Below are 18277 nucleotides of genomic sequence, written 5' to 3' on the forward strand. Positions count from 1 at the left end.
CGATTAATTCTCAGGATTTTCTTCCATTTTTGGTATCAATAAAGAGTCTACTTTAGTTTTAAAATACTTATTATATTCACTTTGTAAACTTACTTCAAACATTCTTTTTTCCAAATCTGTTCTCGAAATCTTCCCTTTCAGATATTTTTCAATCATTAATACGGCAATTGGCCCAGCATTTCTAGCTCCATAATATCCGTTTTCTACAAGTACAGCTATTGCAATTTTAGGGCGATCCTTTGGTGCGAATGCAACAAATATCGAGTGATCTTGAAGTTTAGTTCTCTTACCGTTAATTTTTGCGAAATTTTCAGCTGTTCCTGTTTTTCCACAAATATCTATTCCTTCAACTTGAAGAGCATTTCCAGTTCCTCCTGGATAATTGAATACCCCAAATAAACCTTCAACAACGGGTTCAAAATATTTTCTATCAATTGTAGTTTGATGTTTTACTCTAAATTTTGGGTCAATTTGTTCACCTTTAATTTTTTTAATAATGTGAGGGGTGTAATAATAACCTCTATTGGCAACAGCCGCCATCATATTGGCTAATTGAATCGGAGTCATTAATACTTCACCCTGACCAATTGCATTAGAAACAATCGTTTTACTATCCCAATGCCAACCTGGATACATTCTATTATAGGTTTTACCTGTTGGAACTTTCCCCTTTTTACCAGTCGGTAAATCGTAGCCCATAAATTGGCCTAATCCAAAGCTTTTTACATGATTACTCCAAATATTTACTGCCGATTCTGGTCTCAAATATTTATTAATAATTTTCATGTATACATTTCCGAAATAAGAATTACAAGACAAAGCGATTCCATTATGCAATTGATGAGGTCCTGATCCGTGACATTTCATAAATCTTCCACGTGCATAACTAAATCCATGGTTACACATGAAAGTAGTTTGCTCATTAATTACTTTTTCCTGCAAACCTATCAATCCTGTCAAAATTTTAAATGGAGAACCGGGAGGATATTCAGCTAATAATCCACGGTCGTATAGCGGTTTTGAAATAGAATCGTTATATAATTTGGTGTAATTTTTTGAACGCTGACGACCTACAAGAATTGCAGGATCGTACGATGGAGCTGTAACTAAAGCTAATATTTCACCTGATGAAGGTTCAATTGCTACAATTCCACCACGTTTATTTATCATTAATTGTTCACCATATTTTTGCAATTCTGCTGAAATAGATAGATTTATATCCTCACCTTGAACGGCAATTGTATCGTATTTCCCTTCTTTGTAGGAACCTATTTCTCTATTAAATTTGTCCTTTTGAATGTATTTTACACCCTTTATTCCACGCAGAATTTTTTCGTAACTTTCTTCTACCCCTTGTTTTCCAATTAAATCCCCGCTATTGTAATATGGGTTTTTGGCAATTTCACGTTCGCTAACTTGCGTAATAAATCCGAAAACGTTAGCTCCGGCAGTTATCTGATAATCCCTTAAGGAACGCTTTTGAATATAGAAACCTTCAAATTTTCTAATTTTTTCCTGAAAAGCAGCATATTCTAATTTATTTAATTGCGGTAAAAAAACAGATGGAAGTCGTGGGCTATAGATTTTTGCTTTTGCCATTCTTTCATCAAAGAATTCTTTTGTGATGTTTAATAATAGACAAAATTCAGCAGTATCAATTTTTTTAAGTTCACGAGGAATCACCATGATATCATAAGAGGGCTGATTGGCAACTAATAATTTGCCATATCTGTCATAAATATAACCTCTTTCAGGATAGTCATATTTTATTTTAATTGCGTTATTTTCCGATTGTAATTTAAAAGTATCATTAACTACTTGAAGATAAAAAATTCTAATTAATAGCAATGAAGTTGCAATAATAATAATTAGAGGAAGTAGTGCTTTTCTCATCGTTTACTTGGCTTAAATATATATATTAAAATTATGCATACAAGTAATGTAAATAATGTTCCAATGATTGTTCTAAATAGGATATCAAAAAGGGAACTCAACTGAAACACCTCCAAAATAAAAAGGGTAAAATGATGAATTACTACCGAAAGCAATAAGAAAGAAAATCTTTCAGGAGATAATGAATCATTAATTTTTATGGTTTGGTATTCGTAACTTAATCCAAATGAAAATTTGAAAATATAGGGTCTAGCGTAGGCTAAAATCAAACATGAAGCTGCATGAACTCCGCCTGAGTTACTAAATATATCCATTATTATTCCTAATAAAAAACTCGTAACAATCAATAATTGTTTATTTCCGTTAACTGGGAATAATATGATAAATAAAATATAGGGAAACGGATTTATATAGCCGAACAAATCAATATTATTGAATATAATTATCTGTGCAGCAAGCAACAAGAAAAAACGGACGAAGCTCATAATTACTGTGCTATTCACTTTTTGTCTGTTTTTCTAGGTTGATAATTTCTTCGCGGTCTTTACTCTTAATGATATAAACATGACCTAAATTCGTCATATCGTTAAATAATTTTACATTAAGTGTATAGTAATTGGTTTGATCGTCAATGTATATTTTATCGATTGTTCCAATATTAATATTTTCAGGAAAAATTACCGATTGGCCACCAGTAACAATAGTATCCCCTTTTCTAATTGCAGCCAATCTCGGTACGTCAATTAATTGAACAAAACCGGTATTTTTCCCATCCCAAATTAGAGATCCGAAATGATTAGTTTTTTTAATTTTAGCATTTATTTGTGATTTTCTATTTAAAATGCTCACCACAGTAGCGTACTTTTCTGATGTGTTATCTACAATTCCGATAATCCCTAAACTGTTAATTACACCCATGTCTGGTTTAATTCCAACTTTTTCTCCACCTTTAATAGTGATATAATTTTCATATACATTATAAGAATTGTGAATTACTTTAGATACAATCAAATTCACTTTGTCTACACCTTTAATGCTGTCAATACTAGGAACTAAAGTTGAATCTTTTATGTTGAATAATTGGCTTTTCAAACGAGCATTCTCATTTGCAAGAATTTCATTTTGTTTTTGTAAAGTTAAATATTCACTAAATCCATTAATACTTTCGTAAACACCACCGCTTAAAAAATTAGCAGACGAAATCACCTTGCTTCTATGAAAAGAGTGGGATTGAATAGTCAAGACTAATGAGATCAGTAAAAGCAGCAAAAACAGCAATCGATGGCTGTTTTTAAAAATAAAATTGAATATTTGCTGCATCTATTATGCCTATTATTTTATTAAAATACTTCTAAATCTTGGAATTTCTTTTAATGCCATTCCTGTTCCACGAACTACTGCTCTTAATGGATCTTCAGCAATGTAAACTGGTAAATCTGTTTTTTGAGAAATTCTCTTATCCAAACCTCTTAACATCGATCCACCACCGGCTAAATATATACCAGTGTTGTAAATATCGGCAGCTAACTCAGGAGGAGTTTGAGATAAAGTTTCCATTACAGCATCTTCAATTCTCTGAATAGATTTGTCTAATGCTTTTGCAATTTCTCTGTAAGAAACCACTACTTGTTTTGGTTTTCCAGTTAATAAATCACGACCTTGAACAGAATAATCGTCTGGTGGAGTTTCTAAATCTTCAATTGCCGCTCCAATTTCTATTTTAATTTTTTCAGCGGTACTTTCACCAACAAATAAGTTGTGTTGGGTACGCATGTAATAAATAATATCATTGGTAAAAACATCTCCTGCAATTTTTACTGATTTATCGCATACTATTCCGCCAAGTGCTATAACTGCAATTTCGGTTGTACCACCCCCAATATCTACAATCATGTTTCCTTTAGGTTGCATAATATCAATTCCAATACCAATTGCCGCAGCCATAGGTTCGTGAATTAAGTAAACTTCTTTTCCATTTACTCTTTCACAAGATTCTTTTACAGCACGCATTTCCACTTCTGTAATTCCAGATGGAATACAAACAACCATGCGAAGAGCAGGCGTGAACATTCTTTTTTTCAATGCAGGAATACTTTTGATAAACATGCTGATCATTTTCTCAGATGCATCAAAATCTGCAATAACCCCATCCTTTAACGGTCGAATAGTTTTAATGTTTTCATGGGTTTTACCTTGCATCAAATTTGCCTCTTTACCAACGGCAATAATTTTACCCGTAATTCTATCACGAGCAACAATAGATGGCGAATCAATTACAACTTTTCCATTGTGAATGATTAATGTGTTTGCGGTACCAAGGTCGATTGCGATATCCTCGGTCATGAAATCAAAAAATCCCATAAGTCAGTTAAGGGTTAGTTAAGTTTAAAATAAATTATTTACAAAGTTAAACAAATTAATGTTTAAAATGACGTGTTCCTGTAAATACCATTGCAATTTTATTTTCATTGCAATAATCGATACTTAAATCATCTTTTATTGAACCTCCAGGCTGAATTACTGCTTTGATTCCAGCTTGATTTGCAATTTCTACACAATCAGGAAATGGAAAGAAAGCATCACTTGCCATTACCGCTCCGTGTAAATCAAATCCAAAAGTAGCTGCTTTTTCAATTGCTTGTTTTAAAGCGTCCACTCTTGAGGTTTGTCCAGTTCCAGATGAAATTAAAGTTCCATTTTTTGCAAAAACAATCGTATTTGATTTTGTGTTTTTACAAATTTTTGATGCAAAAATCAAATCATCAATTTCTTGTGATGTTGGTTCAGTAATTGTTACTGTTTTTAAATCTGATTTTGAATCGGTGATGTTATTTTTATCTTGTACTAGAAGTCCGTTCAAACAAGTTCTAACTTGTGTTTTTGGCAATTCAACATCGTTTTGTACTAAAATTATTCTGTTTTTCTTTTGTTCTAAAATAGTGATTGCTTCTTCGTCATAACTTGGGGCGATTACAACTTCACAAAATAACGAATTAATTTCATTTGCAGTAGCGACATCAATTTTTCCATTGGCAATTAATACTCCCCCAAAAGCAGATGTTGGATCGCAAGCCAAAGCAGTTAAATAAGCGTCTTTCATCGACTTTCTTGTTGCTAAACCACAAGCATTATTGTGTTTTAATATAGCAAATGTCGGATCTTCATTTTTAAATTCTAATATTAAATTTACAGCAGCATCAACATCTAATAAATTATTATACGATAATTCTTTACCGTGTAATTTAGTGAACATCGCATCAAAATCGCCGAAGAAGTACCCTTTTTGATGAGGGTTTTCACCGTATCTTAAAATTTGTCCGTTGGCAATACTTTGTTTGTAATACGTTTCGTCAGTATTGAAATAATTAAAAATGGCAGTATCATAATTCGAAGAAACATGGAATGCTTTAGTAGCAAATAATTTTCTATCTTCTAATGTTGTTGCGCCATCTTGAGTTGTAATTGTATCTAAAAGTGAGCTGTATTCATTTACAGAAGCCACGATTACGGTGTCTTTGAAATTTTTTGCAGCAGCACGAATTAACGAAATCCCACCAATATCAATTTTTTCAATACTGTCTGCTTCTGAAGCTCCTGAAGCAACTGTTTTTTCAAATGGATATAAATCTACAATCACTAAATCAATTTGAGGAATTTCAAATTCTTGCATTTGTTGAACATCACTTTCGTTGTCTTGGCGATTTAAAATACCACCAAATATTTTTGGGTGTAATGTTTTCACTCGGCCACCTAAAATTGAAGGATATGATGTGACATCTTCAACAGGAACAACAGGAATTCCAAGGTTTTTAATAAAATCTTCAGTTCCTCCAGTGGAGTAAAACGTAACATTTTGTTCGTGTAATTTTCTAACAATTGGTTCTAATCCGTCTTTTGAAAAAACTGAAATTAAAGCTGATTGGATTTTTTTTGTAGTGTTCATTGTTGTAGTTAGATTTAAAAGTGCAAAAATAGTTATTTTATTAGGTTTTTCATAAAATAATAGTGAATTTTACACTACTAAATTAAAGCCATGATTGTTTATTTTCGATTGTTAAAAGAGAGTTTCAGTTTTGCAATGAATGCACTGCGAAACAATAAATTGCGAACTTTACTTTCATTATTAGGAGTTACAATTGGAATTTTTTCCATTATTGCAGTTCTCGCTGCTGTAGACTCATTGGATAGAAAAATCAAAAAAGATTTAAGTACTTTGGATAAAAACACCATTTACTTGATGCGTTTTTCATTCGGACCTTCAGAAATTCCACAATGGAAAAGAGAGCAGTTTCCAAATGTAAAGTACGATGAATACGAGTATTTAAAATCTTCGATGAATAATACTAAGGAAATGTGTTATCAAATGTTTACCGCAAGTCAATCCTTAAAATATGAGGCAAATATTGTAAGTGATGTTAATGTTTTTCCAGTTTCTCATGAAATAATTGACATTCAAGGTTTAGAATTTCAAGAGGGCCGATTTTATAATGAAGCAGAAGCCAATTCGGGAGCTGCGCTAATTGTATTGGGAAATGAAGTCGCTAAAGGTCTTTTTGAAGGCACTGATCCTATTGGGAAAAATATTAGAATGTACGGACAAAAATTTACAGTTGTAGGTGTATTGAAAAAACAAGGGGAAGGAATTTTTGGAGAAAGTGACGACACTTCGGTATATATTCCTGTAAATTTTCTTAGAAGATTATACGGTGATAACAACGATTCAATGACTCCAGTTATCGTAATTAAACCTGAAAAAGGGATCGATATGGAAGCTTATAAAGCGGAATTAACTCAGAAATTAAGAAATTATCGTGGAATGAAAACGGGTGAAATAGATAACTTTTTCATCAACGTGCTGTCCGGTTTTACTGATTTATTGGACGGCATTATTTCTAAAATGAATATTGTAGGTTGGATTATCAGTTGTTTCTCTTTATTAGTTGGTGGTTTTGGAATTGCCAATATTATGTTTGTTTCTGTAAAAGAACGAACCAATTTAATTGGAATTCAGAAATCATTAGGAGCAAAAAACCGTTTTATTTTATTTCAATTTTTATTTGAAGCCGTTATTCTTTCAGTTATTGGTGGTTTAATCGGATTAATTTTAGTTTGGATTATTTCTATTATTTTGACCAATGCCTTGGATTTTGAATTTGTTTTAGGAGTTGGTAATATAATTTTAGGAACAGGATTAGCGGCTGTAATCGGTTTGATTTCAGGAATTTTACCAGCCATTTCAGCTTCTAAATTAGATCCTGTTGAAGCCATTCGAACAGGGATGTAAATAGCGAATATAAAAAAACTCAAAGATAACTTTGAGTTTTTTTATGTCTATATGATAATAAATTATCTTACTTCTTGATTTAAAATCAAATCTATATATAAATTAATTTTATCTTTTAATTCTTTTCTTGGAACTATAAAATCTAAGAAACCATGTTCCAATAAGAATTCTGCAGTTTGAAATCCTTCAGGCAAATCTTTACCTGTTGTATCTCTCACTACTCTAGGTCCAGCAAATCCAATTAAAGCACCTGGCTCAGAAATATTAATGTCACCTAGCATGGCATAAGAAGCAGTTGTTCCTCCAGTAGTTGGATCGGTGCACAATGAAATATAAGGTATTCCAGCTTCAGCTAATTGCGCTAATTTTGCAGATGTTTTTGCCAATTGCATCAAAGAATAAGCTGCTTCCATCATTCTAGCTCCTCCAGATTTTGAAATCATTACAAAAGGAATTTTATTTTTGATAGAATAATCTATTCCACGTGCAATTTTTTCTCCAACAACAGCTCCCATAGAACCTCCAATAAAAGCAAAATCCATACAGCAAACCACTAAGTTATTTCCTTTAGATTTTCCAACACCTGTTCGAACTGCATCTTTTAATTTGGTTTTTTCCATTGCGTCTTTTAGTCGCTCAGAATATTTTTTAGTATCCACAAAATTCAAAGGATCTTTCGATGTCATTTTAGCATCTAATTCCTTAAATTCATTATTGTCGAATAATATCTCGAAATATTCTTTACTTCCAATTCTAACATGAAATCCGTCTTCAGGGCTTACCCAAAGGTTTCTTGCTAATTCTTCAGCATCAATAATTTTTCCTGTTGGAGATTTATACCACAATCCTTTAGGAACATCTTTCTTGTCCTCTGTTGGTGTAGTAATTCCTTTTTCTGTTCTTTTAAACCAAGACATAATTTATATTTTTGTTAATGGTTAATGATTGATGGTTGTTAGTAATCGGATCGAACCGACAACTATCAACTATAAAGTATTCACGTTATTCAAATCTGCGAAAGCTTGTTCTAATCTCGCGTTGAATGTCATTTCCCCTTCACGAACCCATTTTCTAGGATCGTAATATTTTTTATTTGGTTGATCTGCCCCTTCTGGATTTCCGATTTGTGTTTTTAAGTAATCAATATTATTAACTACATAATCACGAATTCCTTCAGTGTAAGCAAATTGTAAATCGGTATCAATATTCATTTTCACAACGCCATAACCTATAGCCTCTCTGATTTCTTCTAATGTAGATCCTGAACCTCCATGAAATACAAAATCTACTGGATTATTTCCTGTATTGAATTTTTCCTGAACGTAATCTTGAGAATTTTTCAAGATTTTAGGAGTTAATTTTACATTTCCTGGTTTGTAAACACCGTGAACATTACCAAAAGAAGCTGCAATTGTAAAACGCGGACTCACTTTCAATAATTCTTCGTAAGCATACGCCACTTCTGACGGTTGTGTATATAATTTTGAACTATCAACATCAGAATTGTCAACTCCATCTTCTTCTCCACCTGTAATTCCAAGTTCAATTTCTAATGTCATCCCCATTTTGCTCATTCTAGCTAAATAAGTTTTGCAAATTTCAATATTTTCTTCAATTGGTTCTTCAGATAAATCGATCATATGAGAACTATAAAGTGGTTTTCCAGTTTCAGCAAAATGAACTTCACTTGCGTCCAACAAACCATCAATCCAAGGCAATAATTTTTTTGCACAGTGATCAGTATGAAGAATTACGGTAGCTCCGTATGCTTCTGCTAAGGTATGTACGTGTTTCGCTCCAGCAATTCCACCTAAAATAGCAGCTTTTTCATTTGCGTTAGACAACCCTTTTCCAGCATTAAAAATACATCCACCATTTGAAAATTGAATAATTACAGGTGCTTTTAATTTTGCTGCAGTTTCTAAAACTCCATTTACCGTACTTGAACCAGTTACATTTATTGCAGGAAGTGCAAATCCTTTTTCTTTTGCATAGCTAAAAATTGCTTGGACTGAATCGCCAGTTGCAACTCCAGCTTTGATGTTGTGTGACATTTATGTGTTGTTTTATTATTTATTAGCTGGCAAAATTAATAATTTATAAAATTAGAATGGATAATTAATTCCAATATTTATTACAGATTTTTCTAAATTATAATCTTTAAACCATTTTCTACCTTCTACTTCTGCAGGATTATAGGTTTTAAATCCTAAATCCATTCGCACAATAAAAAAATTAAAATCATATCGGAAACCGATTCCTGAACCAATAGCACTGTTTTTTAATGAATTTAAATTCCTAAATACATATTTTTCATCTTCAACATTGTCAAGTACATTCCAAATATTACCTGCATCCACAAATAGAGCTCCATTTAATTGTCCAAAAATGTTGAAACGAAGTTCCGCGCTTAGCGCTAATTTTAAATTGGCTTCATTAAAATCATTGATTCCTCCACTCGCCCCAGGACCTAAACCATAAGATTGCCATGCTCTATTATCGTTGGTTCCTCCAGCAAAATAACTTCGTGAAAAAGGAATGTTAGTTGAATTCCCATAAGGAATTGCAACTCCAGCAAATGATCTAATTGCCAAAATTCTCTTTCTATGCAAATCCCATAATTTTATAAATTCACCTTCTACTTTAAAATATTGAGAGTATTCTACTTCAAAAAATTTAGTTGTACTTTCTTGATTATTTAATTGCTTTGAGGCTCTTGCAAGTAATGACAATAAGTTTCCAGCAGATTCAATTTTTCCTCTAAAAATCATAAAATCGTTATCGTTTTGATCTTTTTTTGTATTCTCGGAATAATTATAACTTGTTGAAACTATCAAATCATTTTCTGTCAATCGCCTTCTTCTTTCTTCAATACTTCGAATAGTTTTGAAATCCTCAGGAGTTGGAATAACAGTTGGGTTTTGACCTAAAACATCGTTAGTAAAGCCATTTGTACCGCCTTCAATTATCAACTCTTGATTGCTATTAAAATAATTTGGGTTTACTCCATAACTTGCATTTTGAGCGATTGAATTTAGAACGAAATACGATGATTTATAGATATTAAAATAGTTACTTGTATTTACATTTTTTACAAATTGAATGTTCAACAACTCTAATCTAGCTTTTACACTTTCTCTTGGATTCCAATTATAATTTAGCGAACTTGTAAAGTTTTGTTTATCTAAACCTATATTTTCTTGTTTAATATACCCAACGGCGAGACTGGTAAATGGCAACATCGTTTTAGGAATTATTCTGTCTGTTTTAATTGGAAAAAAAACACTTGGCAGATGTAGTTTGATATCAAAACCATACTCTGAAACATTGAAAAAACTATTATTTATTTTTGCTACTTCTTTTGAGGAACCTATATTTCCTCTTGCAGATATTTCTAATGTTTCGGCACCTCGAAAAATATTTCTAATTGAAACCGCTGTACTTGCTGTTATCCCGATATCTTGAATTGTTGAATGGGTAAAGTCAAAATCGTAACCAAAACTTAATTTTGGTCTCGGCGATAAATAGATATTTGCAATTAATGAGTTTGCATCTTTTGGATCAACTAAGTATTGAATTAATGGATAGTTGAAAACCCTTAATCCACCTAATGATCTAGAAGTTAAAGTAGTTTTTGTATCAGAAAATGTACTTCCTTTTGAAATAAAAACGGCATCTGTAATAGCTTTTGGTCTGAATTTTAATTTAGAAACACTATATAAATTGAAATTATTAAAGGAAACACTATCTAAAATAGTGGAATTTGTTTTTGAAGTCAGGTTGTCTGTGTAAATATTAACATCACTGATTTTATACAATTTGAAAGGAATTATTTTGGTTGAATCACCAACTCTAATTGCTTGATTTTCAATATTTAGATCAATATTTGCCTTGCTACTAGAATTTAATGTATCTATTGAATAATTAATATAATTTTGTTGAAAATAGTACGCGCCATTATTTCTAAAATGAGCAGTAATCCTATTTCTTTCAGCATCAAAATCTAATTTGTTGTATTGTTTTCCCGATTTTAAAAAGGCCAACTCTTTATTTGTTTTGTATAACGAATCCAAAACAGGAGTTTTAATATTTATATTTATGGTGTCTAAAGTAAAGGGTTTCCCTTTAGTAATGTTGTATTTTACAAATGCTTTTTTATTATTAATACTATCAATTTTATATTCTCCTTTAATATTAAAATATCCTTTGTCAAAATAATAGGACTGCAATCTTGAAAGGGAGCGATCGGTACTTTTCTGATCCAAAATTACAGGCGCTTCTCCTGTTTTTTTTAGAAAACTATGTATTCCAGAATAATAAAAGGAATTGCCTAAGCGATCTACTTGTTTTTTCGAAAGCCATTTAGCCATCGCAGAATATTTTTCGGGATTTTTTATAAATTTTGCCTTATAAATGGAATCAGGATTTGGCGATGCCAAGTTAAAAATATTCAATCTTAAGCGATAACCTAGTAATGAGCTATTTGGTTTTTGATACAATTGATTGGTTACATCTTCATTGCTTTCTTTCTTCCCATCAACTAATATTTCATTCTTAGTAAGTAGTAGTTTCCCATTTGGAACTCTTCGCAAAGAATTACAAGCAGAGATAATTACTACAATTAGAATAAATAATGATATTTTTGTGGTCTGGTTTCTCAAAGGATGTGAAATATTTAATTCAAAAGTACATTATTTCTATGGTTAGTAAAAACCAAATAAAGTTTATATCGAGTTTGCATCTAAAAAAAAATAGAATTGCAAATCAATTATTCATTGCTGAAGGTGTAAAAGTAATTCAGGAATTGCTGAATTCCAACTTTATATTAGAACATTTGTATTGCACTGAACCTTTATTTGATGAGGTTAATCCAAAATTGAAATCAATTGTATCCGAAACAGATTTAAAGAAAATAAGTGCATTATCTACTCCAAATAACACTTTGGCGGTTTTTAAAATACCCCTCGCAACGCCAATAATTGAAAAAGGTATAATTTTAGCTTTAGACGATATCCGTGATCCAGGAAATTTAGGTACTATATTAAGATTGTGCGATTGGTTTGGGATTTCTCAAGTAATTTGCTCGGAGCAAACCGTAGATTTGTACAATCCAAAAGTAGTTCAAGCGACAATGGGATCTATTTCAAGAGTTAATGTTAGTTATGTGAATTTGAAATTATTTCTGCAAAATACTTCCTTGCCTATTTTTGGTACTTTTATGGATGGATCCAATGTTTATAAAGAAATTCTTCCAAAAGAGGCTATTGTAATTATGGGAAATGAAGCCAATGGAATTTCTTTAGAAATTGAAAATAGCATTAATAACAGGCTGACAATTCCTCGATTTGGAGATTTACAACTCACAGAAAGCTTAAATGTAGCTTCTGCAACTGCAATTATTTTAAGTGAATTTAGAAGGTAATTGTACTTTAGTGAAAAGTAAAATTAATAATAATTGCCCTAGTTTTCATTGATTCAATATTTGATGTCCAAGGGCTATTTGGGTCGTTGTCTCGAATTAACTCATCTTCCAATCCGAAAACTCCTCTAATTGAAGGAGAAAATTTGAAATATTCAAAATACAGATCCACTCCAAATCCTAATTCATAATTTGATGTCCAAGATTTTACTCTAAATCGCTGTTGCAAATTGTCATCCGTAGAATTGGAATTACTTCCTAAATTTAAAGTTCTAGATAACCCAGCTGTTAAATACGGACGAACATTTCCTGTTCTTAATGCTGAGAATTTTAGCAATAAAGGCAAATGAATGTAAGTTGATTTTACTTCTCTATAGGCATCCAATTGTTTAGTAAAATTAGGAAACATTAGATTTCTTTGAGTGTAATATAATCCAGGTTCAAATCGTAAATTTATATAATCATGAAGCTTAAGGTCTCCTACAAGACCAACATTAAATCCGGAGGTGTTTTCCACTTGAACATCTACCATTTGGTAACTTTTATAGTCGATTTTGAAGCCATAAGAATTAAAACCTAAAAAGTAACCCCAGTATACATTTGCTTTATCAAAATTTTCAAGGTTTAATAACGGATCATAACTGAACATTCCCTTGGTTTGGGAAAATCCAAAACTTGAAAATAGAACTAATAATAGAATTATTATTTTTTTCATTTTATGATTCCAAATTATTTTTTTGAAGCAGAATAAATGGTTGCAACTCCAAATGTTTGCGGCATAGATTTCACCTCTATAAACCCAATTTTTCTCAAAATATTGTTCAACGCTTCGCCATAAGGAAAAACGGAGGCGGATTCTGATAAATATTGATACGCAGAATTGTCTTTTGAGAATAGTTTTCCAATTAAAGGAAGAATATTTTTTGAATAAAAAGAATAGCCTTGTTTGTATGGAGTTTTATCAGGAACGGATGTTTCTAAAATTACAAATATCCCGTCAGGTTTTAAAACACGAAGGATTTCTGTTAAGCCTTTGTCAAGATTTTCGAAATTTCTAACACCAAATGCTACCGTAATTGCGTCGAAAGTATTGTCTTCAAAAGGCATATTTTCGGAATCGGCTAAAATCATTTCAATTTTATCAGATAGATTTTTTGCTTTAATTTTATTTCTTCCTACTTCTAACATTCCTGCAGAAATATCCAGACCTATAATTTTTTCAGCACTGGTATTGGTCATCAAAATTGCCAAATCTCCTGTTCCTGTTGCAATATCTAAAACAGTTTTCGGATTTTTATCAGAAACCAATTTCAATACTTTTTTACGCCATTTGATGTCAATCCCAAAAGAAATAACACGATTCAAGCCATCATAATTTCCTGAAATGGTATCAAACATATGTGCAACTTGCTCTTTTTTACCTAATTCTGAATCTTTATAAGGGGTAATATTCTTTGACATTAGTAATTATTTTGAGGCAAAGGTAAGTATTTAATTATCTTTTAAGGTAGGTTTGAAAGCTAAATTCGTGAGCATGTTTTTCATCTTTAGGATGATTTTCTTCCTTAATTAATTCCCATTTTGAAAAATCAATATCAGGTAAAAACGCATCTGCTTCAAAGTTGTCTTTAATCAATGTGAGTTCAATTTTATCAACATAAGGAAGTCCTAATTCGTAAATTTCTGCACCGCCAATTAAGAAGGAATCTTCATTTTTTGGACAAATTGAAAATGCTTCTTCGATACTATTTACTACAATACAACCTTCTGGATAGTAATTTTTTTGCCTCGTAATTACTACGTGAGTTCTATTTGGTAACGGTTTTGGGAAACTCTCAAATGTTTTTCTACCCATTATAATGTAATGCCCCGAAGTAAGTTCTTTGAAACGCTTAAAGTCATCTGGCAAATGCCAAATGATTTTATTGTCTTTTCCAAGAGCATTATTTAAAGAAGTCGCAGCAATAAGTATTTTCATTATTAAAATGTATAGAGATTGTAAAGTCTGAATAAAAAAACAAAGTTACAATTAAGCAAATTAAAATTGGGAAAATTATTAATTTTTTATGCTTGATTCTCTAGGAACTATTTGTGTTTTTAATTCGATTATTTTAGGGCTAAATGGTATATCTTCCTTTCTACATTGCATTTCTTCCATTAGTAAATTAAAAGATACAATTCCCATTTCATAACTAGGTTGGTCCACGCTGCTTAATCTTGGAGTAATAACTTTCGACATAAACCAATTGCTAAAACCAATGACTGCAATGTCTTTTGGTACATTTATTTTCTTTTCATTGAAATAAGTTAATACTCCAACAGCCACTAAATCGGTAATCACAAAAATACCATCTACATCTGGATGGTCTTCCAAAATTTTCTTTCCAAAAATTAATCCTTCCTCAAAAGTTACATTTTCGCAGGTATAAATCAAACTTGGATCAAATGGGATATCATTTTTTTCTAAAGCTCTTTTGTAACCAATAAACCGATCAATCGCATTTTGGGGATTCACCGGTCCACGAATGTGTGCTATTTTCTTACAGCCATTATCAATTAAATGTTGAACCGCTTCAGTAGCTGCATTTTGATCATTGATAATTACTTTTGAGCTTGGAATTAATTTCGAGATTTTATCAAATTGCACAAATGGTATTTTTCGTCTAATAATTTCTTTTAAATGTTCGTCATCATTGGATTCATTTGAAAGGGACATTATGATACCATCGACTCTTTTATTGATTAACAATTCAACTTGTTTTTTTTCTAATTCTAAAGATTCGTTTGATTGAAGTATAATTACTAGATAACCATTTTTTTCAGCCTCGGCAATAATTCCGTTAACCACATTAGAAAAAAAGTGATGAACTACTTCAGGAATTATCAGTCCTATTGTTTTAGACTCTTTTGTCCTTAAATTTACTGCAAAACTATTTGGAGTATATTGAAGCTCTATTGCAAGTTCATTAACTCTTTTTTTTGTGTTTGGGCTGACATCGGAATAATTCTTCAAGGCTTTCGAAACGGTGGTAATCGAAATCCCTAAAGTTTCTGCAATTTGTTTTAAAGTGGCTTCTTTCATAATTACAAATATCATAAAAAAATATTAATAATAAATCGAAAACGTTTTCGGCTAAATCGAAAACGTTTTCGATTTAAATTCATAAAAATAAGTTCAAATTAAAATTAATTTCGTAATACTATTAACAATAAATTATTAATCTTATAATTTTAAACTATGAAAAGAATTACTTTACTGAAAAGGTTTGGATTATTGTCGGCTATTATGTTCGCCAATTCAATGTTTTCACAAAATGCTAAAGTGGTTGCGGATTCTACCAAAACAAATGCTCTTGAGGAAGTTTTTGTTACGGGTGTTGTAAATCCAAAAACCAAAATTAAATCGAGTGTTTCAATCACTACTCTAGGAGTTAAACAAATTGAACAATCGGCACCTAGATCTACTGCGGAAATTTTTAGAAGTATTCCAGGTATCCGTTCAGAATCTACTGGTGGAGAAGGAAATGCTAACATTGCTGTTCGTGGTGTGCCAATTTCATCAGGTGGATCTAAATATTTACAAATTCAGGAAGACGGTCTTCCAGTACTTTTATTTGGAGATATTGCATTTGCAACAGCAGATATCTTTACGAGATTTGATGGAAATGTAGCTAAAGTTGAAGCAATTCGTGGAGGTTCAGCTTCTATTTTATCTTCTAATTCTCCTGGAGGTATAATCAACTTTATTAGTAAAACGGGAAAAGTTGAAGGCGGGTCTATGAGTACTAGCTTTGGTCTTGATTACAATAATTTTAGAACTGACATAGATTACGGAGCAAAAATTGGGGATGGATTATATTTCCATGCTGGTGGTTTCTACAGATCTGGTGAAGGAGTTAGACAAGCTGGTTTTACAGCAAACAATGGTGGTCAAGCTAAATTTAATCTTACAAAAGAGTTTGACAAAGGAAGTGTAACTGTTTATGCTAAATTTTTAGATGATAGAGCTGCAGCTTACATGCCAATGCCAGTTCAAGTATCTGGAACTAATGCTAATCCAAACTGGGGTAGTATTTCAGGGTTTAATGCTACAAAAGGAGCGTTACAAACAGTATTTTTATCACACAATGTTGGAATTGGTCCTGATGGTCAACTTAGAAGAGGTAAAGTTGCTGACGGAATGAACCCAATTTCAAAATCTATCGGAATTAATGCCGCTTTCGAGTTAGAAGATGGTTGGAAAATTACTGAAAACGGAAGATTTACAGCTAATTCAGGTGGATTTATTTCTCCGTTCCCTTCAGAAGTAGGAACAGCAGCTTCAATTGCAAGTTCATTTGGTGCAGGATCTACTTTGTCATTTGCAAATACGGGAACGGCATTTAACAATCCAAATGGTTTAGTTGCAAGGATTCACATGTTTGATACTCAATTAAATGACTTCAACAACTTTATGAATGATTTAAAAATTTCAAAAAATTTCGATAAAATTGGTTTAACTGCGGGATATTTTAAATCTATCCAAAATATTTCAATGTCTTGGATGTGGAATTCTTATTTACAAGAAGTTTCAGATAACAATGCTCGTTTAATTAATGTTAGAAACGGGGCTGGAAATTTATTATCTCAAAATGGACTTTATGCTTATGGAGTTCCTGCTTGGGGAAATTGTTGTACAAGAAACTACGATACACAATATGATGTATCTGCTCCATACTTAAATGTATCATTTGAAGCGAACGAGCAACTTTCAATTGAAGGTGGAATTCGTTACGATATGGGTAAAGTTACAGGTTCATTTGCTGGCAGCTCACAATCTGCAATAGACATTAACAACGATGGAATTATTAGCGCTCCAGAAACTAGTGTTTCTTCAATAAATACTGCAAATACTACAGCTGTAAACTACGATTATAATTATGTTTCCTATTCTGTAGGAGCAAATTATGCTTTGAATAACTCACAATCATTTTTTGCAAGATATAGTAGAGGTGCTTCTGCAAAAGCGGATCGTGTTTTGTTTGAAAGACCAGCAGCTTCTTATTTAAATGGAGATTTAATCAATTCTTTAGATTACTTAGCACAAGCGGAATTAGGTTACAAACATAAATTTTCAGGAGGATATGTTTATGGAACTTTTTTCTATGCTAAAACTGACGAACAATCAGGTTTTGAAGCTACAAACCCATCAATGGTAATTCAAAACAACTACAAATCTTTAGGTTTGGAAGTTGAATCAGCTTATAATGTAAGTAACAATGTTGATTTACGTGGAAGTTTCACTTACACTAAAGCGGAAATTACTTCAGGTTCTAATGCTGGAAATGCACCAAGAAGACAACCTAAATTTATGTATAATTTAATTCCTTCTTACAAATTCTCAAAAACTAATTCTGCTGGTTTAAGCTTCATGGGTCAAACTCAAGCATTTGCTCAAGATAGCAACCAATTAGTAATGAATGGTTTTGTATTAATTAACGGATTTGTTGAATTAGGAATTACTAAAGGTTTATCATTAAACATTTCTGGAAATAACTTACTTGATACTTTAGCAATTACTGAAGTAGAAGAAGGAAGTATTACGGAAAACACTGTAAATTATGTAAGAGCAAGACCATTCCCAGGAAGATCTATTTCTATGGCTTTGTCTTATAAATTTTAATTAAATTTCATTTTTGTTT

The 18277-nt window shown here is 31.7% G+C and carries 15 protein-coding genes; 3 read left to right on the forward strand and 12 right to left on the reverse strand.

The window, feature by feature from the left end; translation table 11 throughout:
* Nucleotides 1-3: 3 nt before the first annotated feature.
* From AC9UFV_RS01130 to purH, 5 genes are read right to left on the reverse strand one after another with little or no spacing between them, the layout of a single operon-like run.
* Nucleotides 4-1893: a peptidoglycan D,D-transpeptidase FtsI family protein gene (locus AC9UFV_RS01130; protein WP_509571915.1), complete on the reverse strand. Its 1890-nt coding sequence runs from the start codon at nt 1891-1893 to the stop codon at nt 4-6.
* Nucleotides 1890-2396, reverse strand: a complete 507-nt coding sequence (mreD, locus tag AC9UFV_RS01135; protein WP_509571917.1) for a rod shape-determining protein MreD — start codon at nt 2394-2396, stop codon at nt 1890-1892. Before mreD ends, AC9UFV_RS01130 begins: the two co-directional genes overlap by 4 nt.
* Nucleotides 2389-3213, reverse strand: a complete 825-nt coding sequence (mreC, locus tag AC9UFV_RS01140) for a rod shape-determining protein MreC (RefSeq protein WP_509571919.1) — start codon at nt 3211-3213, stop codon at nt 2389-2391. The genes mreD and mreC overlap by 8 nt, the downstream gene beginning before the upstream one ends.
* A 12-nt stretch (nt 3214-3225) precedes the next feature.
* The gene (locus tag AC9UFV_RS01145; protein WP_509522130.1) at nt 3226-4254 is read right to left on the reverse strand and encodes a rod shape-determining protein; all 1029 of its coding nucleotides are present in this window, start codon (nt 4252-4254) and stop codon (nt 3226-3228) included.
* Nucleotides 4255-4309: 55 nt separating this feature from the next.
* Complete coding sequence (gene purH, locus AC9UFV_RS01150) at nt 4310-5836, reverse strand: bifunctional phosphoribosylaminoimidazolecarboxamide formyltransferase/IMP cyclohydrolase (protein ID WP_509571921.1); 1527 nt, start codon at nt 5834-5836, stop codon at nt 4310-4312.
* A 90-nt stretch (nt 5837-5926) separates the two neighbouring features.
* Here purH and AC9UFV_RS01155 point away from each other — a divergent pair, with 90 nt between their 5' ends.
* Nucleotides 5927-7177 (forward strand): ABC transporter permease, encoded by a 1251-nt coding sequence (locus AC9UFV_RS01155; RefSeq protein ID WP_509571923.1) that lies wholly within the window; start codon nt 5927-5929, stop codon nt 7175-7177.
* Between the two features lie 62 nt (nt 7178-7239).
* Here AC9UFV_RS01155 and accD read toward each other — a convergent pair whose 3' ends face one another.
* The 3 genes from accD to tamL form a co-directional block, all read right to left on the reverse strand.
* Nucleotides 7240-8094, reverse strand: coding sequence for an acetyl-CoA carboxylase, carboxyltransferase subunit beta (accD, locus tag AC9UFV_RS01160; protein WP_509571925.1), 855 nt, complete (start codon nt 8092-8094; stop codon nt 7240-7242).
* A 69-nt stretch (nt 8095-8163) separates the two neighbouring features.
* Entirely contained in the window at nt 8164-9231 is a 1068-nt protein-coding gene (gene fbaA / locus AC9UFV_RS01165; RefSeq protein ID WP_509571927.1) for a class II fructose-bisphosphate aldolase, read from the reverse strand.
* A 51-nt stretch (nt 9232-9282) separates the two neighbouring features.
* Nucleotides 9283-11838 carry a translocation and assembly module lipoprotein TamL gene (gene tamL, locus AC9UFV_RS01170; protein WP_509571929.1) on the reverse strand — a complete coding sequence of 852 codons (2556 nt, stop codon included), beginning with the start codon at nt 11836-11838 and terminating at the stop codon, nt 9283-9285.
* A gap of 38 nt (nt 11839-11876) precedes the next feature.
* On the opposite strand from tamL, the gene AC9UFV_RS01175 reads away from it, so the two are divergent.
* Complete coding sequence (locus AC9UFV_RS01175) at nt 11877-12599, forward strand: TrmH family RNA methyltransferase (protein ID WP_509572025.1); 723 nt, start codon at nt 11877-11879, stop codon at nt 12597-12599.
* A 7-nt stretch (nt 12600-12606) separates the two neighbouring features.
* Here AC9UFV_RS01175 and porT read toward each other — a convergent pair whose 3' ends face one another.
* From porT to AC9UFV_RS01195, 4 genes are all read right to left on the reverse strand, one after another.
* Entirely contained in the window at nt 12607-13311 is a 705-nt protein-coding gene (porT, locus tag AC9UFV_RS01180) for a type IX secretion/gliding motility protein PorT/SprT (RefSeq protein ID WP_509571931.1), read from the reverse strand.
* A 14-nt stretch (nt 13312-13325) separates the two neighbouring features.
* On the reverse strand, nt 13326-14057 hold the full coding sequence (ubiE, locus tag AC9UFV_RS01185; RefSeq protein ID WP_509571933.1) for a bifunctional demethylmenaquinone methyltransferase/2-methoxy-6-polyprenyl-1,4-benzoquinol methylase UbiE: 732 nt from the start codon (nt 14055-14057) through the stop codon (nt 13326-13328).
* Between the two features lie 34 nt (nt 14058-14091).
* Nucleotides 14092-14574, reverse strand: coding sequence for a dihydrofolate reductase (locus tag AC9UFV_RS01190; RefSeq protein WP_509571935.1), 483 nt, complete (start codon nt 14572-14574; stop codon nt 14092-14094).
* A gap of 78 nt (nt 14575-14652) precedes the next feature.
* The gene (locus AC9UFV_RS01195) at nt 14653-15678 is read right to left on the reverse strand and encodes a LacI family DNA-binding transcriptional regulator (RefSeq protein ID WP_509572027.1); all 1026 of its coding nucleotides are present in this window, start codon (nt 15676-15678) and stop codon (nt 14653-14655) included.
* A gap of 156 nt (nt 15679-15834) precedes the next feature.
* Here AC9UFV_RS01195 and AC9UFV_RS01200 point away from each other — a divergent pair, with 156 nt between their 5' ends.
* Nucleotides 15835-18258 carry a TonB-dependent receptor gene (locus AC9UFV_RS01200; protein WP_509571937.1) on the forward strand — a complete coding sequence of 808 codons (2424 nt, stop codon included), beginning with the start codon at nt 15835-15837 and terminating at the stop codon, nt 18256-18258.
* The last annotated feature ends 19 nt before the right edge of the window (nt 18259-18277 follow it).

Origin of the sequence: Flavobacterium sp. (genome assembly GCF_044349645.1) — a bacterium.
In the GTDB taxonomy this organism is placed as follows: Bacteria; Bacteroidota; Bacteroidia; order Flavobacteriales; family Flavobacteriaceae; genus Flavobacterium.